Below are 19507 nucleotides of genomic sequence, written 5' to 3' on the forward strand. Positions count from 1 at the left end.
CCAAAGGGACGAACAAGGCCCGCACGATGGTAACTTCGTGCGGGCCTTGTTTACTTCCACGAACTGCTGCCGATCCTAGAACGGAATCGGAATCTTGATGTGCCGCTTTTTCTTAGCCTTACGGCTGGAAGAAGCGCTTTCTTCCTTTGCGGTCGTGGCAGTGGATGACGTGTTTGCCGCATTCTGGTCCACAGAAGTGGACGTGCCCGCAGTGGACGACGAGCTCTCATTCAGTTGCGCAGGAGCTTCGGCGGGAACATCGCTCGGATTCACCGCAGCTTGGGTCGCCGAACGCGGAACTGGCTGATTTTCCGGCAGCTTGCCATTCGTTGCGTCAACCTTCTCGATTGCAACTTTTCCAGTACCGCCCCTCGAGGCCTCGTACTCGTTCTTCACGACGTCATTGATCTCGCGTGCCAGGCGTGGAGCATCCGTTTCTTTCGGATCGACCAGCGTGGGCTCGCCCGTGTGCACCGCAGCCGTGAGGTCGGGCCGCTTGCTCATGTTATTCAGGAAGCGCTGATAGCGAGTGGTCGCTTGGCGGCTTGCGAGTTCCTTCTTATTCTGCTCAATCGCCTCAGGTGAAGGGGTTGGAACCGGGCGGTCAATGGCGGCCAGGCGCTTGCGGGCATCTTGGTAACGAGGCATTGCCGGGTAGCGGGTCACGATCTTGCTATAAGCCTGCGCGGCGTTGTCGTAGTAACCCTTCAGCAACTTCTGTTTCAGCGCGTCGGGAGCATTCACTTCGCGGGTGCGTTCGGCCTGCTGTTCATAGGCTTCTCCCAAGATGTAGAGTGCTTCGTCCGACTTGCTATAGAGAGGAAAGGTATCGGTCAGCGTGCGGGCACGAGCTACGGCGGCCAGCAGCGATCCGCGCATGAAGTAGAAGCGGGCAATGCGGAATTCGCGCTCGGCCAGGACTTCCTGCACCTCAAGCAGACGCGAGCGTGCCGTGTCAGCCAGTTTGCTGTCCGGATACTGCAATAACATCTGGCGGTACTCATCCTCGGCGCGGCGGGCGTGTGCGTAATCGCGGTCCGGCTTCTCCATCTGGCGGTAGTGGATGTCGGCGATCTTCAACTGCGCTTCGGCAGCTTCCGGCATGTTAGGGAAGAAGGTAATGAAGTCGCGGAACTCGGTTTCGGCCTGAGCCAGCGCGGCAGTCGTGCCTTCCTGGTACCAGCTCTCGCCCACTGTCAACTTGGCGCGGGCTACATACTCGGAATCCGGATAAGTATTGATGAGGGTCTGCAGCGTCATGCGCGCTACGTCGTACTTGCGCTGCTTCATCGCCTCCATCGAGCGGTCGAAGAGCACCTTATCTGGCTGCTTGGAATTGATGTGAGCCAGCGGATTGGTGGCCTTCTTGTTCGTGCAGGCCACGCCGGCAAGTAAGCTTGCGGCCAGCAACAGGGATGTGAGTACGCGACGAAACATGACACCTCGGTAGAAACTCATGAGCATTAAGCTTTCTGCAAAGTAGCCGAACGCGCGGCGTGCAAAAGCTGTTGAACATTGTGGCCTGCATCGCCCCGGCCAAACACGGCGTTGCCAGCTACCATGATTTCGGCACCTGCTTGCACCACCATAGATATGGTATCAAGAGTGACGCCGCCATCCACCTCAATACGGAAGCCAAGAGAACGCTGGGCACGCAATTCCGCAAGATGGCGAATCTTCCGAAGCGTCCGGGGAATGAACTTCTGCCCCCCAAAGCCCGGATTGACCGACATCACTAGCACGTAATCGACGATATCCAGGATATCTGTCAGCGTGGCGACCGGCGTCGCGGGGTTAATCACCACCCCCGCCAGCGCGCCCCGTGAGCGAATATGCTCGATGACGCGGTCCAGATGCACGCATGCTTCCTGATGAACGCTGATCCAGTTGGCCCCGGCATCGACAAACGCCGGAATGTACTGGTCCGGGTTCTCGATCATCAGGTGGCAATCGAGCGGCGCATCGACATGCTTTCGCAGCGCGGCCACGACCGGCGGCCCAATCGTGATGTTCGGAACGAAATGGCCGTCCATCACATCGACATGCAGCACGGTGGCTCCGGCTTCCAGCACCGGCTTGACTTCTTCAGCCAAGCGGGCAAAATCAGCCGACAAAATGGAAGGCGCAATCTCGATCAAGTGGCTCTCTCTCTGGATTAGCTGCCGGAAATTCTAGCATGAGCAAGGAACAGATGCCTCGCGATGAAAGGAGAGCATCTGCCTCAAGGCGTTGTGACATGAATAACAACAAAGGCATCGTTTGCCCGGGTTTCGCGCTCTCCTGGTAACAACAACAATTGATCGGTAATGACGTGAACCTCTGAGATCAGACGGTCATCTTGAAGTAAGCAGAAGAATGGCTTTTCGTCTTCTGTTGGAACAAGGCCGCCCGCCTCTGCAAGATTACAGGGACGGCGGAGCGCATCAAAGAGGGTCTTTAGTTGGCCATCAATGTCGCCCTGTTCAAATATGTACTTCTTTTCCTCTGGCCTAAGAAGAAGAATGTCGAGTCTGCATCTCCGAGCGAATTCATCCGTTACAAGCGGAACAAAATCAAATCCAGCACTCGTCCATTTTCCGCCGATCTTCGCGATTCCAAGGTTATACGCGTCTTCCAATTCTTCCTGCGATGGAGGGTGATAGTTTATACGAATGTTCCCAACTTGCATTCCCGCATTTGAATATGCAAGCTGTTGGAGTTCACGTTTTATAGACCAGAGACGACGTAGCTGAGGATGAAGCTGCTGCCGGATTCGGTGCTTTTCGAGTGCCCGCCTTTTGCTGTTAGTGCAAGGCAATAGTTCACCGCGATAGAGAAGCCTGAATTCCACTAGATACTCGCTTTCATTTCGCTAAATTACCGATTATCGAAAACACATGCATTGCTCACTGCACGTCCCCATCCTGCTCCATTGCTCGGGCTGAGTCACGCATGTTGTTAGACTTTGGAAAGTTCAATACCGAGAACACGTGGAGTTGACGCGCGGAAACTTGCGACCTCAAAACTTTGAAACCTCTGCCTCTGTTACCCTTCTCTCATGGCCCTGGTTGAAGCCTCGCATCTCACCAAAACCTACGAATCCTCAGACGCATTTGGCAGACGAACTGGCACCGGACTGCGCGCCGTCGATGATGTCTCGCTCACCATCGAGCAGGGCGAAACTCTCGGACTCGTTGGCGAATCAGGATGCGGGAAAAGCACTTTGGGCCGCATGTTGCTGCGTCTCATCGAGCCTACTAGTGGCAAAGTCTTCTTTGATGGCTCCGAAATCACCGCTCTCGGCTCTCGCGCCCTCCGCCAAGCCCGCCGCGACATGCAAATCATCTTTCAGGACCCCTTCGGCTCGCTCGACCCCCGCCTGACCGTCGAAGAAATCGTCACCGAGCCCATAGCTATCCACGACAACCCCGGCAAGGCGACCCTCCGCCAGCATGCCGCCGAACTGATGCGCGCCGTCGGACTAGAAGTGAGCGCCCTGGCCCGCTACCCCCACGAATTCAGCGGAGGACAGCGTCAGCGCATCGGAATCGCCCGCGCCCTCGCCCTGCGCCCTCGCTTCATCGTGGCTGATGAAGCCGTCAGCGCCCTCGACGTCAGCGTTGCCGCCCAGATTGTGAATCTTCTCAAACAACTGCAAAAGGATTTCGGGCTAACCTACTTGTTCATCTCGCACTCGATGCCCGTTGTGCGCTATCTCTCGACCCGTATCGCCGTAATGCGCCGTGGCCAAATCGTCGAAATCGGCCCCGCCGAGCAAATCACCAGCGCACCAAAACACGAGTACACGCAGCAGTTGCTAAGCGCAGTCGCAGAGTAGGGCTCGCGGATTTCGCTTCAACTCAGTCCTGCAAAGTGGATAATGTGAGGCATGCACGGAATCAGGGCTGGACTGATCGCCACGTTGCTGTTGCTGGCGAGTTCTATGTGCGCTCAGACCAAGTGGAAGCAAGTCTCCTCATTTAGCTTCGACTGGAACGGCCACCACAATGTAAGAGTCATGCTCGAGATTCCGACATCGTGGAGCGACCCTGGTGACTTTACCCGTATCCTTGTCGCCGTTCCTGGACAGAAGGATTTCATACTCGACAACAGTGATGGGTGGATGAGGTACAAATCTAAAGAAGCTAGCGCGTCTAGCGAGGCCCTAAAGCTAAAAAACCTTGCCCAGTCCGACTATGTTTTAGTGGGGAAGTTGAGTGAGGGGCGATATGCGCTGTTCCTGTTCGGCTACTCTTATGCAAACTCGCCCGGTAGCCTGGATGTGATTGAACTCGCCAAAACTGGCGCTCCTCGCGCCATTCTTCACAGTAATGAGCTTGGTCTGAAAGACCTTCGGGATTTGGACGAAGATGGAATTGCCGAAATAATTGGATTTCCATGTTTCTCCGAGTCGCTTGGGGATGGATTACTCACCTATGACCCTTATCACGTATTCAATGTCGGGGAGCGGCCTGGTACTGAAGCAAGCCTGTCTATAGCTTTATCAAAAACTTACAACCTCAAGCACTACTATGGATGGGCGGGAACACGATGCAGAGAGGACGTTGCCGTGGTGCTGCGTCCTCCAACCGGAGGCAAACCTTTGGTGCTGCCGACGAAAGAAGCTCAGACAATGACACGGCGCAAGCATTAAGCCAACGTTATGAGGGCCGCGAATTACTCGCTAACGTCCCACACTCACTGCTCGCTCATTGGACACCTGCTCGACAGCCTTGGCGCGAAATCCCCATAGCAGCATGATCGACGCTGCCACGATCGCCAGTCCGACGATCATGAAGCCGAATTGCACGAAGCTCTCCTGCCACGGCGTGCCATGATGCCCCGCTCCCGTGATTGGCGATAACGCCGCAGCCCCGAATACCGCCGCCAATGTCGTCACAAACCAATTCGCGTAGGTGCCAAACAGTACCGTCCAGTATGCGACGCTTGTGCCGCGATTCGAAAGGCGCAATCCGCTCCACGCCCCACCGAGCGCGAGCAGGAAGATGCCGTTCATCACGCCTTCCAAGTGGGCTGCGAGAGCCATCCGAGTGTTGGCGAACTTCATTTCGGCGAATCCGGTGAACAATCCGAGCAGAAACAGAAACATGCCATGCCACATCAACCGTCGATTGTCACCACTCATACTGCCCTCCTCCACTGCGTATCTTTGGGTGCTGCTCCTTATTGAGACAGAGAGATGCACAATACCGGAGTCGGAGTTTCCGGAGATAACAGGCTTCGGATCGAATCGACAATCGAAGGTTGACACTTTTTGTTCTTTAGATCCTACTCACCCTGAGCTAACATGCTGTCGCTCCACTCCGACAATCGATTTGGCCGGGCCGCACAATCCTGAGGAATTACTACATCAACAAGGGATTCATTGTTTCGACCACGGTGCAACGCGTGTATGGCGTCTCTGCGTGCCTTTGGATTGGGATGTTCGTAACGCTGACCACCCTTCACATGGCCGGAGGGACACCTGGCCGCCTACTGCTTGCAGCGAAATCTTTGCTATTTGCAGAAGCATTGGCCAGTGCCTTGATTGTGGTCGCGATGGAATACTTTGTCGTCGCCTTCGACGAATCGTCCTCCACGATGAGGGTGCTCTGGTTCTTGCTGATGCTATTCGCGCCGCTTCTCATGGCGCCCGGTTACTATTTCATCGTGTACCGACGCTCAAACGCGGTGAAACATGCTTCTGAGAGCCGCTCCGAGGCAACTCTGCCATAGCCCGGGCGCTACTTCTTCCCGTCCTTCTGCAATTCCCTGTACACGTCGCTCTTGCTGATTCCCATTTCCTTTGCAACGCGCTTCATAGCTTCGCGCTCATCGATTTCTTCAGACTTCATCAGTTCGCGGACGCGAGTGCGAGCGTTCTTCTGCGCAACCGCCGGAAGCCCGTGTTGTTCTTCGGCACGCGCGATCAAGAGGGTGATTTCGCCGCGCACTTCGTCTCGCCCTTGGAAATTCTTAAGCACTTCAGCCGCCGTGGCCCGCACAAACTCTTCATAGATCTTTGTCACCTCGCGAGCCACGACCACATGCCGACCCGCCCCCAGAACATCGGCCACATCTTCCAAAGTGGCAACCAGTCGGTGAGGAGCTTCGTAGAAGATCTGCGTGCGCGGCGAGTGTTGAATCTCTTCCAGAGCCTTGCGCCTTTGGCCCATCTTTGCAGGCAGGAATCCGCGGAAGCAGAAGGAATCGGTCGGCAACCCGCTCGCGACCAGAGCGCTGAGGAACGCCGTAGCTCCTGGAATCGGGACAACTGGAATTTTGTGCCGGATGGCGAGCAAGGCCAGCCGATATCCCGGATCCGAAACACCGGGCATACCAGCGTCGGTGACGACAGCGATCGACTGCCCCTGCTCCAAGTGCATGATCAATTCTGCCGAACGCGTAAGCTCATTGTGCTCGTGGTAACTGATCGTGCGTGTGGCTATTCCATAGTGGCTCAGTAGCTTAGCCGTCTGCCGTGTGTCCTCGCAGGCAATCAAATCGACTTCCTTAAGTATCCTCAAAGCGCGCAAGGTGATGTCCTCAAGGTTGCCGATTGGGGTCCCGACCAGGTAGAGCGAGGGTTGAGAAGCGGGCATTTGCGTGAGCCTCCGAAACAACAAAGCTTCCAGAGCGTCGCCCAGAGCTGAGCTGGCGCTTTGGGCGAAGTGTACCAGAGGTGCCGGTGCAAAATTGACCGCATCCACCGCAGGAACCTAGAATCAAAGTAGAGATAGACGCTAATAGATCGCCGCGCCTGCTACCGCGGCCAAGGTTCAACGAAGGAAACATGCCTCTTTACGAATACAAATGCAGTGCCTGCGCTCACCGTTTCGAGCGCATCAGGAAGTTCTCTGACGAGCCCCTCAAGACCTGCCCCAAGTGCCACAAAGATACTGTCGAGCAGCTCATTTCCGCCCCGGCCATCCAGTTCAAGGGAACCGGCTGGTACGTGTCCGATTACGGCGGGAAGAACCTCGCTTCCACCGCCCCTGCCGAGAGCTCACACGATCACGGCTCTAATGGCTCGAATGGCAACGGTGCAGCTAAATCAACCGAACCCAGCGCGTCCGCCAGTTCGGAAAAGACCGTGGCGCCCGTGCCAGCAACCTCCAGCAGCACAGGGACGGCCGCGACCAAGTAGTTCGATCTTCGCGGGAAGTTCTGTTCCGCAGACGAAAGGCCCGCAAATGCGGGCCTTGTCTCTTTCTGTGCCTCTCTCCCTAAGCCGCCCTCCGATGCGGATTGGCCGGGACCTTCTTCCCTGCTCTACGTGCCTCGGACAATCCAATCGCAATAGCTTGTTTCGGATTTGTAACCTTCTTTCCGCTGCGGCCACTGCGGAGTTTCCCTTGCTTCATTTCCTTCATTTCTTTTTCTACATTCGCGCTTGCCGAAGGGCTGTACTTGCGGCGCGAACTGCTCGAAGCGCTCTTCTTTGCCGAGGTCTTTCTTGCTGTGCCTCTAGTGGAGTTCGAGGTCCTCGAACTTGAGGAAGCCGCAGTTGAGCGCCGGGTCGATCTCGAGTGCTTCGCCGAACTTGGCCGACGCGAGCGGCTTGAGCTAGTGCTGGGTGAGCGCTTTGCCGAAGTGCGTGAAGTTTTCGACTGTCCCGAAGAGCGCGTGCGTCCGGAAGCAGTCGAGCGTCCAGAAGAACTCGAACGCGTCGACGCACGAGCACGTTTTGTTTTGCCTGATGAGCTTCGTGCGGAGGTGGTGCGCCGAGACGAAGCGGATCGGTTGGCTGTCTTTCTTCCTGTAGTCTGACGTGAACTACGTTTTGCTGTTGCCATAGATGTCTAGCCTCCCAGTCTTTCTCAGACGCCGGGCAAGGGAGACCGAGTTGCGCGGACCACATCTTGAATCATCCAGTGCCCAAGATGAATCGGCGCTATCCAGGTCACAGAAAACCCGCCGAAGCATTCGGCGGGTCTCGATCATCGTCGCTATGTAATCGGCTCTACATGCGATGTTCCGCCTAGAGTAGAGAAGATAAAGCACACACGTACAGCATGAGTCTCACCTCTCGGACATCGACGAAGCCGGTTGTTCTACCTGCTCATGGGCCGCTGCGATTGTCTGTCGTTCTTTGCGCGTCTTCCCCGCAAACATCGGAAGCCAACTCACTCCATACGCTCCCAGAATGAAGCTTCCGATCAGCGACAGCACGCAAACGGCAAGATACTTCAGATATATGTTCCAGTGATATCCCCGGACGGCCAAGTTCGACAGCATGACCACTGGCATATGTACCCAGTAGATCGCGTATGAGCTCGAGGCCAGTTTCGCCAGCAGTGCGGAGCTGCCATTAAACACGCTGCGGAAAATTCCTAACAGCGCGAGCGTAGTTGCGAGACAGAACAGGCAGTGCAGCAGGCCATGACCAATCCGCACTTGGAGTTGCGGCATAAGGAAACCAAAGTGCGTTTTGTAACTCAGAAACACCATGCCGCTCATGATTGACACAGGAAGCCACACGGCAACACGTGGTTCAAATCCTGCGCCAATCCAACGCCTGCGATATGCGTACACACCGAGCGCGAAATAGAAGGCTTCCAGAGAAACTCGCGTAGGCTGAACCCAAAGAATGTACTTCACTGGGATCCAGGCAAAATCGAACCAGAACTGATTGATGAAGACGAACACCGCACTTGGTACAAGCCAGAAGAGCAGGAAGAACTTCCACGTTGGAGGCTCGCTCTTTTCCGCTACCACGCCGAGCGGCTTATAAAGCCAGTACGCAGCCGAGAGCGCCAGATAGAAAACCGTTAGAACGCCAAGGAACCACAGCGCGCCCTGGGTCGAGAATGTTTTCGTAAAGAACAGATGGGTGTAGAAGTATGTGAAGGATGGCGCTTGATGCCTGCTCACCAACCATAGATACGGTGAAGTGGGAGCAACGATCAGAAATCCAACAATCCAAGGCGTCACGATGCGCAGCAACTTGTCGTGCCAGAAAACAGCCTGCCCCTTCCTCACCAGCGAAGCCATCCCAAAATAGCCAGCAATCATGAACATGATCGGCATGATGGGCACGTCCGTCAGCAGCACCAATCCGGTAAAGAACAAGTTCTGCTGAGGATCAATGACGGGCCACCAGGTTGGGCAATACAACATGAAGGCCATTGCGGCGTGGAACACAACAACTACTAAGACGACGAATGAGCGAAGATTATCGAGATAGTAAAAGCGACCCTGGGACATTCGGCTGGTTACAACTGCGGCCGTTGCTGACATAGAGCCTCCACGAGGTGCCGCAGAAAGTATCAACCAGAATCTCCACTCCTGTCAGTCTGGCCGTGCGAATTAATCCGTTTCACATTCCCATTTTGTCCGCTCCTGCAGATACCAAAGCGACAGGAGTCGCCTCTCCCGGTCGCGGCCGTGCCTGAATCGTTATTAGTTGTTGCAACATCTAATTTCATAAAAGCAGAAATCAGCCCCGGAGGTACCCATGATCACAGTCCGACCCGCGAACCAGCGAGGCCACTTCGACCACGGATGGCTCGACACCTATCACACGTTTTCATTCGGGAGTTATTACGATCCGAAACATGTACACTTCCGAGCGTTGCGCGTGATCAATGAAGACGTAGTTGAGGCGGGCCGCGGATTTGGCATGCATCCGCACGAGAACATGGAGATCATCACCTATGTGCTGAGCGGAGAGCTCGAACATAGCGACAGCCTTGGCACCGGCCAAATCATCCGTCCTGGCGACGGCCAGCGCATGAGCGCCGGATGGGGCATCGAGCACCGCGAGTTCAATCCGAATCCGAGCAAGCCCGTGCACCTGTTACAGATATGGATCCTGCCGGACGAGGACAAACTCGACGTCGAGCCCAGCTACGAGCAGAAGCATTTCCCTGATGAAGAGAAGCGCAAGCAGTGGCAATTGATCGCATCGCCCACTGGCGAGAACGGCTCGGTAAAGATCAACGCCGACGTACGACTGCTGGTGACAAAACTCGAAGCCGACGAGATTCTTCCATTTGAGCTCAAGGCAGGACGCCATGCGTGGGTGCAGGTCGCGAAGGGAGCCGCTACGCTCAACGGCACTCCGATGCAGCAGGGCGACGGTGCCGGAGTGAGCGACGAAACGAAACTGGAACTCACGGCAACAGAAGACGCTGAGATTCTGCTGTTCGACCTCGCCTGAAGCGATGTAGCCTGACACACATGCTACTTCGGAACGAAGAGACGAAGAACAACGAGTCGCAAGCTGCGGCTGCCGAACGACATCTGGTGGCCGTGCTGCTTGCGGCTTTTTCTTTGCTCGCAATCTTCTACGGAGCGGCGAATGAAGCAGGCTGGCTGCCGTTCAACGCAGGTGCCTGGGTGGTGGGAGAAGACATCGCGCAACGCGGGCCGGTTGCGTACCTGATATCAGCAGCGCTGCATGCAATCGCCGCCGCGGGAGCATGGCGGGGATGGCGATGGGCGCGCTGGGGAGCCATCGTTTTACTCGCTGTCGGATTGTTGCCTGCGGTGCCTGGTATCTCGGCGGCAGTGGTCGATATGAGGATATCGGGAATTGCGCTGTGGGGGACGCTGATCGTATTGCGAACGGCGGCACTGTATGCGCTGTTCAGGGGAGATGTGGATGAGTAGGATTTCTCGGCGTAAAAGGCTTGGCACGCAAAGAGATGGTCCTCACCCAAGGAAGTCGTCATAAAATGAGGAGCCCAGAACGGGCTCCTCGACATCGGGCTTAGTTTACGCGGTCACATCATGCCAACTGCGTTGCCTCTTCCGGTTGCGTGGCCGCTTCGGCCTCTCGCCGCTGCACTTCAAACACAAGTTTGTCGTCTTTCGTATCGACAAGCACGTGATCTCCGTGCAACACTTCGCCGTCGAGGATCTTCATTGCCAGCGGGTCCTGAATCATCCGCTGGATGGCTCTCTTCAGCGGACGCGCGCCATATGCCGGGTCGTAGCCCTGCGCGAACAGCGTGCGCTTGGCCGCCTCCGTAAGCTCCAGTGTGATCTTTCGCGCCGCAAGCAGTTCCTTCAGATCCTCCAACCGCAGATCCACGATCTTCGTGAGCTGTTCAGTGCCCAGTGGACGGAACACCACGATGTCGTCGATGCGGTTCAGGAACTCCGGCTTGAAGTGTCCGCGCAGAGCAGTCATCACCTGTTCGGTGGCGCGCTGCCAACGATCGGGCGCGCTCAGGTCTCCCGAGAGCGACAGTGAACCGATGTTCGAGGTCATGATGAGGATCGTGTTCTTGAAATCCACCACTCGCCCCTTGCCATCGGTCAACCGACCGTCATCCATGATCTGCAGGAAGACGTTGAACACGTCGGGCGCTGCCTTCTCGATCTCGTCAAACAGCACCACGGAGTATGGACGGCGCCGCACGGCCTCGGTAAGCTGTCCGCCTTCCTCGTAGCCGACATAGCCCGGAGGCGCGCCGATCAAGCGTGAAACGGAGTGCTTCTCCATATATTCGCTCATGTCGATACGCACCATCGCGTGCTCATCGTCGAAGAGGAACTCGGCCAGAGCTCGCGCCAGCTCCGTCTTACCAACGCCCGTCGGCCCGAGAAAGATGAATGAGCCAATCGGACGTCGCGGATCACTCAGTCCTGCACGCGAACGGCGGATGGCATTGGAAACTTTCTCCAAAGCCTCATCCTGTCCAATAACACGCTGCCGCAGGCGCGCTTCCATGTTGACCAGCTTTTTGACTTCGCCTTCCAGCATCTTGGAAACCGGAATGCCCGTCCAGCGGCTGACAATGCGGGCGACATCTTCTTCGTCAACTTCTTCCTTCAACATGCGCGACTGTTTGTTTTCTGCCTTCGAGGTCAGCTCCGCCAACTGGCGCTCCGCCTTGGGCAGCTCGTCATATTGGAGACGCGAAGCACGCTCGTACTCGCCACGCCGCGCTGCTTCCATCTGCTGCAACTTAAGCTTCTCGATGGTCTCCTTCAACTGCCGCACACCCGCGATGCTGTCTTTCTCTTCTCGCCAGCGTGCCTTGAGCGCATTAGCTTGCTCGTTCACTTCCGCGAGTTCGCGCTCCACCGCCGCAAGTCGCTCCTTCGAGTTCGGATCATCTTCTTTTTTCAGCGCCTGCCGCTCGATCTCGAGGTTCGTTGCGCGACGCTGTAGCTGGTCGATTTCGGTCGGCATCGAGTCGATCTGAATGCGCAAAGATGCTGCCGCTTCATCGATCAAATCTATGGCCTTGTCGGGCAAGAACCGGTCGCTAATGTAGCGATGCGACAGCATCGCCGCCGAAACAATAGCCGAGTCCTTGATGCGCACGCCATGGTGAACTTCGTACTTCTCCTTCAGTCCACGCAGAATGGCGATGGTGTCCTCGACAGATGGCTCGCCGACATAGACAATCTGGAATCGCCGTTCTAAAGCCGCATCCTTCTCGATGTACTTGCGATACTCGTTCAGCGTCGTAGCGCCAATGGCGCGAAGATCGCCGCGAGCCAATGCAGGCTTCAGCATGTTACTTGCGTCCATCGAGCCTTCTGCCGCACCCGCACCCACAAGCGTATGCAGCTCATCGATGAACAGGATGATTGTGCCTGCACTCTCTTCTATGTCCTTGAGCACAGCTTTCAAACGGTCTTCGAACTCGCCGCGATATTTCGCACCGGCAACCATGGCGCCGAGGTCGAGTGAGACAACGCGCTTGTTCTTCAACTGCTCCGGCACATCGCCGGAAATAATTCTCTGCGCCAGGCCTTCAACAATGGCCGTCTTGCCGACGCCGGGCTCGCCAATGAGCACGGGGTTGTTCTTCGTTCTGCGCGACAACACCTGCACCGTTCGGCGAATCTCTTCGTCCCGGCCGATCACCGGATCGAGTTTGCCACGACGGGCCAACTCGGTGAGGTCGCGAGCATAGCGCTCCAGCGCCTGGTACTTCGATTCGGGATTCTGGTCGGTTACAGTCTGGTTTCCGCGGACTGCCGCGAGAGCCTTAAGCAGCATGTCCTGCGTGACGCCCTGGCTGATCAACAATTGCTGTACCGGATCGCGCTTCAGGGCCATCATGCCGAGCAGCAAGTGCTCGGTGGAAACGTACTCATCCTTGAAATTCGACGCAGCCTTGAACGCCGCGTCCAGAAGTTCGGTGGTCGAGTCGGCAAGGTGAGGCTGGGCTGCCGCATGGGCCAGCTTCGGCAAGGCCGCGATTTCGCGACGTACCTGCGCATCGATGGATCCGATCTGGACACCGGCGCGCGTCAGCAGGGGCGCGACGATACCTTCGCGGTCTTCGAGCAGTGCCCCCAACAGGTGAAGCGGGACCAACTCGGGATTACCGTTTTCGCTGGCCAGGTCGCTGGCCCTCTGCATCGCTTCCTGCGCCTTGACCGTCAACCGATCCCAACGGATTGCCATAATGAATGCTCCTTACGTGGCCGCCGCGCACTCTGCGCGTGCGGCCAAACAAATCGTGATTCTGAAATTCAAAAAGGGGAGCGGGAGGATTCCACGGATCCATCCAACGCTCCCCTTTTGGATGCCCGCGGGGCCTGGTTGAGCCCCGGTTCATCCCCCGACGTTATTACTTGCCGGCGACTGCTTTATCCCCGAGCTCGGGTGTCACGTTTACCTTGATCTGCTTCGGCCGGGCTTCGGCTTTCTTGCCCAGGTGAATGCTCAACACGCCCTTGTTGTAGCTCGCCTTCACATCTTCCGTGTTCACCGTGTTCGGCAGCGTGAAGCTACGGACGAAGCTGCCATACCGGCGTTCAATCCTGTGATAGTTCTCTTCCTTGGTCTCTTGCTCCAACTTGCGTTCGCCGCGAACGGTCAACAGGTTGTTTTCAAGCTGGATATCGATATCCTTCTCCTCGATACCGGGAACTTCCATCTTCACCTGGATGCCCTTCTCGTCTTCATATACATCGACTGGCGGGACAAAAGATCCAGAGGCCAGCAAATCTTGATTTGCGGTCTGGCCAAAGGAGTCACTGAACAGCCGATTCATACGTTCCTGCAACGTAGCAAGCTCTCGAACGGGTTCCCAACGGGTAAGCAACGTCATGGTGATTGATCCTCCTACTACCAAGATTGTCTGCGTGGCCGACCCGCGTTCGGTGGGTCTCGGCCTTACACAGTGTTTGATGCAACATCAGCACAAACGAATCATGAAATATGAGCGTTTTATTGTCAAGTATCTGACGACAACTTTTGCTCAGGTAGCCAGATGCGCCTTGCAGCATTTTCAACAACTTCAAGGACTGGGAGCACTCAAATCCGGCCGGGCGTCCCTCGGTAATGAGGCTTGTACTAGCAGCGCTGCCAGATAGTTACCGGCGTGACATGTTGGAATCGTGTTTCGTTGCCGATACAGATGTTTTTCACGGGAAAGGTAGGGCAATGCCGCTTTTTAACTGGAGCACCCAATACTCGGTCAAGGTTTCCACCTTCGACCAGCAGCACAAGCAGCTATTTTCGATGATCAACGAACTGCACGACGCTATGACGGCCGGAAAAGGACGCGAGGTCGCGCCCGCCATCCTCAGGAAGCTGGCGGATTACACTAAACAGCACTTCGCGCAGGAAGAGACCGCCATGGTCCGGACGAACTATCCCGGGTACACGCAACACAAGGCACAACACGACGCCCTGACGCGTGAAGTTGAGCAGAAGATCGCACAGCTTGAGAAGAGTCGGGCGACTTTGACCCTCGACTTACTCTCGTTCCTAAAAGACTGGCTGACCAAGCACATTCTCGCGACGGACAAGAGCTATTCCGCCCACATGAACTCGGCAGGCGTGAAATAAGCGTGTCTTCCAGTGGCATTCAAATGAAAAGGGTGGCCACTTGGGCCACCCTTTGCTAAACGCTTTCAAGCTCATGCAGGACTTGGACGCTCACCCGGATTCAATCCTGGCTGGCGGTTCGGTTCCGGACGCAGCACCTGCTGCACTGAACCTGAATCGTCTGCCGGCGGATTCTGTATGCGGGCAGGAAGCGGCTTTCCGGCGATCAACAATTGCAACTCGGCCGAATCCAATACCTCGCGCTCCAGCAATGCCTGCGCAATGGTCTCAAGCACCGCGCGGTTGCCATCGAGCACATCGAAAGCCGTCTTATAGGCGGAGTCGATGAAGTGGCGAACCTCGGCGTCGATCTCGCGAGCCGTTTCCTCCGAATAGTCGCGATGCTGCGAAAGCTCGCGGCCCAAGAAGATCTGCTCTTCCTTCTTGCCGAAGGTCAACGGACCAAGCTGGCTCATACCCCACTCGCAAACCATCTTGCGGGCGATTTCCGTGGCACGCTCGATGTCGTTTCCGGCGCCCGTGGTCATCGTCTGCAGGAAGATTTCCTCGGCGACGCGGCCACCCATCATGATCGCCAACTGGCTCTCAAGATAGACGCGGTCGTAGTTGTGCTTGTCGTCGATCGGCAACTGCATCGTGACGCCCAGTGCCATGCCGCGCGGGATGATCGTCACCTTGTGCAGCGGATCCGCATGCGGAACCTTGGCCGCTACCAAAGCGTGTCCGCCCTCGTGATAAGCCGTGATCTTCTTCTCTTCCTCGGTCAGGATCATCGACTTACGCTCGGCGCCCATCAGCACCTTGTCCTTGGCAAGTTCGAAGTCGTACATCAGCACGGTCTTGCGATTCTGGCGAGCGGCGAGCAGAGCGGCTTCGTTGACCATGTTGGCCAGGTCGGCGCCGCTAAAGCCCGGTGTACCGCGGGCAAGGATCGACAGATCGACATCATCATTAATTGGAATCTTGCGGGTGTGCACGCGAAGGATCTCTTCACGGCCACGCACGTCAGGACGCGCAACCACCACGCGGCGGTCGAAACGGCCGGGGCGCAGCAGAGCGGGATCGAGCACGTCGGGACGGTTCGTTGCAGCGACGAGGATAACGCCTTCGTTGGATTCGAAGCCGTCCATCTCAACCAGTAACTGGTTCAAAGTCTGCTCGCGCTCATCGTGTCCACCGCCGAGTCCGGCACCGCGATGACGGCCCACGGCGTCGATTTCATCGATGAAGATGATGCAAGGAGCATTCTTCTTACCCTGTTCGAACAGGTCGCGGACGCGGCTTGCGCCAACGCCGACGAACATCTCGACGAAGTCGGAACCAGAGATAGAGAAGAAGGGCACGTTGGCCTCACCGGCCACGGCGCGCGCTAGCAGCGTCTTGCCCGTTCCCGGAGGTCCGACAAGGAGTACGCCTTTCGGAATGCGCCCGCCCAGCTTCTGGAATTTCTGTGCCTCACGCAGGAACTCAATGATCTCGTGCAGCTCTTCCTTGGCCTCGTCCACGCCAGCGACATCCTTGAATGTCACCTTCTTCTGCTGCATGGAGAGTAGGCGCGCGCGGCTCTTGCCGAACGACAGTGCCTTGTTTCCACCCGACTGCATCTGGCGGATCATGAAGAACCACAAGCCGAGGATAACGACCAGCGGCAACATCTGGAACAGCCAGCTCGGCCATCCGCCGCCGCTGACGTCCTTGACGTTGACGCTTACACCCTTCTCGCGAAGGCTCTTGTACATGTCGGAGTAGTTCGCCGGCACGGTGGTATGGAAGCCCGCCTTCTCATCGCGATAGCTGCCGCGGACCTCTTGGCCGTAGATGGTTACGTCCTTGATTTTTCCCTGATCTACCTCGGCCAAGAACTGCGAGAAGTTGACTTCGCGCTCCTTCACGCCTGTGCTGTTGTTCTTGACGACAGACCACAGCAATACGCCGGAAAGAAGGATCACGAGCCAGAAAACGACTTGCTTAACGGTCGAATTCACCAAAAAGCTCCTATGTGTAGGGCGGAAAACCGTCTCTCGCGAGACCGCCTCACCTGATTAGATGCCCGTCCAGGCTGCTGGAATCAGGTTTTTCCCGCACCCCTCGGATTTTACCCGTTTTTTGAATATCCGGTATGCAACGCGACCCCACGCCGCCAATGCAGACTCTTCAAAGTGACAAATAGCGGAGCAGAAGCAGAACAATTGGATGGGCCTGTTAATCAGAGAGTATACATCTCTGCCCGCCGACGCGCCACTCGATTAGCGTCCCCCCGGCAGGCGATGCTCCGGCACTGCATAGATAAACGGAATATTCCGATCCAGGTATTCGGTCGGGGTGCCGAGTCCATAGCCGGCCAGCCATTGCGGTCCAATCTCAAATCCGCAATATGAGACATCGACGTCAATGCGGCGGTCAGCCTGCCGATTCAGGAGGCAGCATAGTGCAATCGAGGCAGCGCCTCGCGCCTGGAAGTTGCGAGTCAGGAAGTCTATCGTCTGTCCGCTGGAAAGAATTCCTTCGCAGAGCAGCACGTGAGCCCCCTTAACATCCACTTCCGGCGCGAAGAAGATTTCCCGCGTTGCGGTGTTTTGATGGACGATCTCGCGGGTGAATGGCTTCAGGAATTGGCAGCGCACGCGGCAGTCAATTTCGCGCACAAGGTCAGCCACAAAAATGAAAGCGCTGTCGAGAATTCCTACACAATGGACGATGCGGCCCTGGTAATCATGCGAAATCTGGCGCCCCATGGCGGCGATACGTTCGTGCAGCTGCTGTTCAGAGATCACTAACTCGTACTTTTCGATGGTTTGTCTCGCCATGGAATGCCGTGTCCTCTCCACTGCACATCTCCAGGATGACTGCCTCGCCCTGCCCCGGCGACCACGCAAACTCTGCGGCGACCGGCAATCCCGGTACCCACACAATGCGTCCGGCGGCGAGAACTACAGGCCAGCTTCGACGAGCCGTGGCCGGTACCGCTAGATCCTGCAACAGGCGCGTGACTTTGCGCTCACCGCTTGAATGCAGGCTACGAATTCGATCTCCAGGCAGCAGATTGCGAACCGTCAAACACGAGCCGACCCGGGACCTCTCCACAAAGGTGACGCGATTATACGCCAGCTCTCCTTCAGCGGAACCCCGCAATGCTGCAGAAATTTGCATACCTCGCAGCTCTCCGACGTTGCCCAGATCAACCCTGCCCGGAATCGCAAGTTCGAGCGAATACTCCGCCGCACGAGTCTCTCCCGCCTGCGGTGCGTGTAGCACCAGCAAAGCAGGAGCATTCTTCTTGCGCACTAATTCGGCTTCATAGCCGCGAGCCACTTGCAGGCGTCCTGCGCGCCCAGCCAGCGCAAACTCACGCACCAGTTCCAAGTGTGCGAAGTCCAGTGCCAGCCCGTGCGGTTGGCAAATAGCACGTAAAATGCGTCGCTGCAATGCGACTGGCTGACGCTGAAACTTCGAAAGGTCAATCGCTCCTTCGAACGCTTCCGCCAGGAAGATGGCTACTTGCTGTTCGAGATATTCGTTCTCCGCAGCCGCAATCTCGGCTGTCTCACACAGTGCCTCACGCACCGCTGGATTGAAGTCACGCTCAAGCGTCGGCAGTAATTCTGCTCTCACGCGGTTCCGCAAGAAGCGCGGATCCCCATTCGACGCATCCTGTCGAAACGTCTGGCCCAGTGACAGCAGATATTTCTCAACCTGCTGACGCGAAGTTCCGAGCAGTGGCCTGATTAGCCGCACGTCTTCCGCGGAAGGCTCATTTTCCTCGCCGTCAAGTGCTGTGGACGGCAGTGGGGCGAGTTCCTGTAGCGGCATCGTGCGATGAATCCCCGCTAATCCGCTCGTTCCTGCTCCACGCACCAACCGCAACAGAACTGTTTCGGCCTGGTCGTCGCGTGTGTGCGCCGTTGCAACCGCATCTAGTTGGAGATCCGCCGCAGCGCGCTGGAAAAACGCATATCTTGCTCTTCGTCCTGCTGCTTCGAGCGAGAGATGAAGAACCGCGGCAAGCGAGCCGACATCCTGCGATTCGATCTCGCACTCAAGCCCCAACTTCTTCGCCAGCTCACTTACAAACTGCGCATCGCCCTCCGACGCCGCGCCACGCAGGCGATGATTCAGATGCAGCACACAGGGCACGATCCCAACCGTAGGACCAAGCTCGACCAGAGCACGCAACAGTGCTACCGAATCCGCTCCGCCGCTCACAGCCACACCAATGCGTTCGCCTGCGTGCATCAGGCCATGCTTTCGGATGTAGCGTTCAAGCGTCTTGATCACTTCGACATGATAGCGGAGACCGATACATCAGGCGCACGCTGAGCAAAGGAGATCGGCTGCGAGAGCAAGCACAGCGGCATATCTGGAGTACTAAATCCATCTCTCGATTCCAAATCGGAACAGCGTGAACTTTGATGCAGACGATTCGGTGTTATCCACTAGTAATTCGGGGCACGATGTATCTGGAGGAAATTACGCCAATGGATTCAGAGCCAATAGATAAGAATTTCGGCGACTGGCAGCCACCAGTACCTCCCAGTTACGAGCAGTGTGTCGCGGCACCAGCCACGGTACACGCTGATCGTGTGGTGGACCCGCTTGAAATGGCCTCATTGCTTGCATGGGATGAGGACGAAGACGACGATTACTAACAACAACGACCTCAAGGTCCATTAACTTACGAAACAGCATTCATAAATACCTGGAAGTCATAATAAAAAGGGCAGGCCACTTAGGTCTGCCCCTTTTTAATGCTCACGCCAGTCG

At 56.6% G+C, this 19507-nt stretch carries 21 protein-coding genes; 9 read left to right on the top strand and 12 right to left on the bottom strand.

Annotated elements, in window-relative coordinates:
* Window positions 1–75: 75 nt before the first annotated feature.
* From bamD to AC6IZD_RS18270, 3 genes are all read right to left on the bottom strand, one after another.
* Window positions 76–1437, bottom strand: coding sequence for an outer membrane protein assembly factor BamD (gene bamD / locus AC6IZD_RS18260; protein WP_497785025.1), 1362 nt, complete (start codon window positions 1435–1437; stop codon window positions 76–78).
* A 26-nt stretch (window positions 1438–1463) separates the two neighbouring features.
* Window positions 1464–2138 (bottom strand): ribulose-phosphate 3-epimerase, encoded by a 675-nt coding sequence (rpe, locus tag AC6IZD_RS18265; protein WP_497785027.1) that lies wholly within the window; start codon window positions 2136–2138, stop codon window positions 1464–1466.
* A gap of 83 nt (window positions 2139–2221) precedes the next feature.
* Window positions 2222–2617 (bottom strand): hypothetical protein, encoded by a 396-nt coding sequence (locus AC6IZD_RS18270; protein WP_497785029.1) that lies wholly within the window; start codon window positions 2615–2617, stop codon window positions 2222–2224.
* A gap of 420 nt (window positions 2618–3037) precedes the next feature.
* Here AC6IZD_RS18270 and AC6IZD_RS18275 point away from each other — a divergent pair, with 420 nt between their 5' ends.
* Both AC6IZD_RS18275 and AC6IZD_RS18280 read left to right on the top strand, forming a co-directional pair.
* Window positions 3038–3817, top strand: coding sequence for an ABC transporter ATP-binding protein (locus AC6IZD_RS18275; RefSeq protein ID WP_497785030.1), 780 nt, complete (start codon window positions 3038–3040; stop codon window positions 3815–3817).
* Between the two features lie 51 nt (window positions 3818–3868).
* Window positions 3869–4633 (top strand): hypothetical protein, encoded by a 765-nt coding sequence (locus AC6IZD_RS18280; protein WP_497785032.1) that lies wholly within the window; start codon window positions 3869–3871, stop codon window positions 4631–4633.
* A gap of 30 nt (window positions 4634–4663) precedes the next feature.
* Here the strand turns inward: AC6IZD_RS18280 and AC6IZD_RS18285 are convergent, their stop codons facing one another.
* Window positions 4664–5125: a styrene oxide isomerase gene (locus tag AC6IZD_RS18285; RefSeq protein WP_497785033.1), complete on the bottom strand. Its 462-nt coding sequence runs from the start codon at window positions 5123–5125 to the stop codon at window positions 4664–4666.
* A 296-nt stretch (window positions 5126–5421) separates the two neighbouring features.
* On the opposite strand from AC6IZD_RS18285, the gene AC6IZD_RS18290 reads away from it, so the two are divergent.
* The gene (locus AC6IZD_RS18290; RefSeq protein WP_497785034.1) at window positions 5422–5715 is read left to right on the top strand and encodes a hypothetical protein; all 294 of its coding nucleotides are present in this window, start codon (window positions 5422–5424) and stop codon (window positions 5713–5715) included.
* An 8-nt stretch (window positions 5716–5723) separates the two neighbouring features.
* Here AC6IZD_RS18290 and rsmI read toward each other — a convergent pair whose 3' ends face one another.
* The gene (gene rsmI / locus AC6IZD_RS18295; RefSeq protein ID WP_497785035.1) at window positions 5724–6581 is read right to left on the bottom strand and encodes a 16S rRNA (cytidine(1402)-2'-O)-methyltransferase; all 858 of its coding nucleotides are present in this window, start codon (window positions 6579–6581) and stop codon (window positions 5724–5726) included.
* A gap of 191 nt (window positions 6582–6772) precedes the next feature.
* On the opposite strand from rsmI, the gene AC6IZD_RS18300 reads away from it, so the two are divergent.
* On the top strand, window positions 6773–7126 hold the full coding sequence (locus AC6IZD_RS18300) for an FmdB family zinc ribbon protein (protein ID WP_497785036.1): 354 nt from the start codon (window positions 6773–6775) through the stop codon (window positions 7124–7126).
* A 79-nt stretch (window positions 7127–7205) separates the two neighbouring features.
* Here AC6IZD_RS18300 and AC6IZD_RS18305 read toward each other — a convergent pair whose 3' ends face one another.
* Window positions 7206–7352, bottom strand: a complete 147-nt coding sequence (locus AC6IZD_RS18305; protein ID WP_497785038.1) for a DUF6496 domain-containing protein — start codon at window positions 7350–7352, stop codon at window positions 7206–7208.
* Window positions 7353–7389: 37 nt separating this feature from the next.
* Between AC6IZD_RS18305 and AC6IZD_RS18310 the strand changes: the two genes are divergently transcribed.
* Window positions 7390–7749 (top strand): hypothetical protein, encoded by a 360-nt coding sequence (locus AC6IZD_RS18310; RefSeq protein WP_497785039.1) that lies wholly within the window; start codon window positions 7390–7392, stop codon window positions 7747–7749.
* A 252-nt stretch (window positions 7750–8001) separates the two neighbouring features.
* On the opposite strand, the gene AC6IZD_RS18315 is transcribed toward AC6IZD_RS18310, so the two are convergent.
* Window positions 8002–9219: an acyltransferase family protein gene (locus AC6IZD_RS18315; protein ID WP_497785040.1), complete on the bottom strand. Its 1218-nt coding sequence runs from the start codon at window positions 9217–9219 to the stop codon at window positions 8002–8004.
* 217 nt (window positions 9220–9436) lie between these two features.
* On the opposite strand from AC6IZD_RS18315, the gene AC6IZD_RS18320 reads away from it, so the two are divergent.
* Together AC6IZD_RS18320 and AC6IZD_RS18325 are read left to right on the top strand one after the other, a co-directional pair.
* Complete coding sequence (locus AC6IZD_RS18320; RefSeq protein WP_497785041.1) at window positions 9437–10141, top strand: pirin family protein; 705 nt, start codon at window positions 9437–9439, stop codon at window positions 10139–10141.
* 20 nt (window positions 10142–10161) lie between these two features.
* A complete protein-coding gene (locus AC6IZD_RS18325) occupies window positions 10162–10593 on the top strand; it encodes a hypothetical protein (protein WP_497785043.1) in 432 nt (143 codons plus the stop codon).
* A 118-nt stretch (window positions 10594–10711) separates the two neighbouring features.
* Here AC6IZD_RS18325 and clpB read toward each other — a convergent pair whose 3' ends face one another.
* Window positions 10712–13354, bottom strand: coding sequence for an ATP-dependent chaperone ClpB (clpB, locus tag AC6IZD_RS18330; protein ID WP_497785045.1), 2643 nt, complete (start codon window positions 13352–13354; stop codon window positions 10712–10714).
* A gap of 166 nt (window positions 13355–13520) precedes the next feature.
* Window positions 13521–14003, bottom strand: a complete 483-nt coding sequence (locus AC6IZD_RS18335; protein WP_497785046.1) for an Hsp20/alpha crystallin family protein — start codon at window positions 14001–14003, stop codon at window positions 13521–13523.
* 335 nt (window positions 14004–14338) lie between these two features.
* Between AC6IZD_RS18335 and AC6IZD_RS18340 the strand changes: the two genes are divergently transcribed.
* The gene (locus AC6IZD_RS18340) at window positions 14339–14746 is read left to right on the top strand and encodes a bacteriohemerythrin (protein ID WP_497785047.1); all 408 of its coding nucleotides are present in this window, start codon (window positions 14339–14341) and stop codon (window positions 14744–14746) included.
* 71 nt (window positions 14747–14817) lie between these two features.
* Here AC6IZD_RS18340 and ftsH read toward each other — a convergent pair whose 3' ends face one another.
* The 3 genes from ftsH to tilS form a co-directional block, all read right to left on the bottom strand.
* Window positions 14818–16731, bottom strand: a complete 1914-nt coding sequence (ftsH, locus tag AC6IZD_RS18345; RefSeq protein ID WP_497785049.1) for an ATP-dependent zinc metalloprotease FtsH — start codon at window positions 16729–16731, stop codon at window positions 14818–14820.
* Window positions 16732–16992: 261 nt separating this feature from the next.
* Window positions 16993–17553, bottom strand: a complete 561-nt coding sequence (locus AC6IZD_RS18350; RefSeq protein ID WP_497785051.1) for a phosphoribosyltransferase — start codon at window positions 17551–17553, stop codon at window positions 16993–16995.
* Window positions 17510–19021 carry a tRNA lysidine(34) synthetase TilS gene (tilS, locus tag AC6IZD_RS18355; RefSeq protein WP_497785052.1) on the bottom strand — a complete coding sequence of 504 codons (1512 nt, stop codon included), beginning with the start codon at window positions 19019–19021 and terminating at the stop codon, window positions 17510–17512. Before tilS ends, AC6IZD_RS18350 begins: the two co-directional genes overlap by 44 nt.
* Before the next feature lie 200 nt (window positions 19022–19221).
* Here tilS and AC6IZD_RS18360 point away from each other — a divergent pair, with 200 nt between their 5' ends.
* On the top strand, window positions 19222–19392 hold the full coding sequence (locus AC6IZD_RS18360; RefSeq protein WP_497785054.1) for a hypothetical protein: 171 nt from the start codon (window positions 19222–19224) through the stop codon (window positions 19390–19392).
* The last annotated feature ends 115 nt before the right edge of the window (window positions 19393–19507 follow it).

Source organism: Koromonas humicola (genome assembly GCF_059726255.1).

Coding starts and splice junctions, on each gene's coding strand:
- bamD (WP_497785025.1), bottom strand. CDS start 1,437: ATGTTTCGTCGCGTACTCACATCCCTGTTGCTGGCCGCAAGCTTACTT.
- AC6IZD_RS18275 (WP_497785030.1), top strand. CDS start 3,038: ATGGCCCTGGTTGAAGCCTCGCATCTCACCAAAACCTACGAATCCTCA.
- AC6IZD_RS18280 (WP_497785032.1), top strand. CDS start 3,869: ATGCACGGAATCAGGGCTGGACTGATCGCCACGTTGCTGTTGCTGGCG.
- AC6IZD_RS18285 (WP_497785033.1), bottom strand. CDS start 5,125: ATGAGTGGTGACAATCGACGGTTGATGTGGCATGGCATGTTTCTGTTT.
- AC6IZD_RS18290 (WP_497785034.1), top strand. CDS start 5,422: ATGTTCGTAACGCTGACCACCCTTCACATGGCCGGAGGGACACCTGGC.
- rsmI (WP_497785035.1), bottom strand. CDS start 6,581: ATGCCCGCTTCTCAACCCTCGCTCTACCTGGTCGGGACCCCAATCGGC.
- AC6IZD_RS18300 (WP_497785036.1), top strand. CDS start 6,773: ATGCCTCTTTACGAATACAAATGCAGTGCCTGCGCTCACCGTTTCGAG.
- AC6IZD_RS18305 (WP_497785038.1), bottom strand. CDS start 7,352: ATGAAGGAAATGAAGCAAGGGAAACTCCGCAGTGGCCGCAGCGGAAAG.
- AC6IZD_RS18315 (WP_497785040.1), bottom strand. CDS start 9,219: ATGTCAGCAACGGCCGCAGTTGTAACCAGCCGAATGTCCCAGGGTCGC.
- AC6IZD_RS18320 (WP_497785041.1), top strand. CDS start 9,437: ATGATCACAGTCCGACCCGCGAACCAGCGAGGCCACTTCGACCACGGA.
- AC6IZD_RS18325 (WP_497785043.1), top strand. CDS start 10,162: ATGCTACTTCGGAACGAAGAGACGAAGAACAACGAGTCGCAAGCTGCG.
- clpB (WP_497785045.1), bottom strand. CDS start 13,354: ATGGCAATCCGTTGGGATCGGTTGACGGTCAAGGCGCAGGAAGCGATG.
- AC6IZD_RS18335 (WP_497785046.1), bottom strand. CDS start 14,003: ATGACGTTGCTTACCCGTTGGGAACCCGTTCGAGAGCTTGCTACGTTG.
- AC6IZD_RS18340 (WP_497785047.1), top strand. CDS start 14,339: ATGCCGCTTTTTAACTGGAGCACCCAATACTCGGTCAAGGTTTCCACC.
- AC6IZD_RS18350 (WP_497785051.1), bottom strand. CDS start 17,553: ATGGCGAGACAAACCATCGAAAAGTACGAGTTAGTGATCTCTGAACAG.
- AC6IZD_RS18360 (WP_497785054.1), top strand. CDS start 19,222: ATGGATTCAGAGCCAATAGATAAGAATTTCGGCGACTGGCAGCCACCA.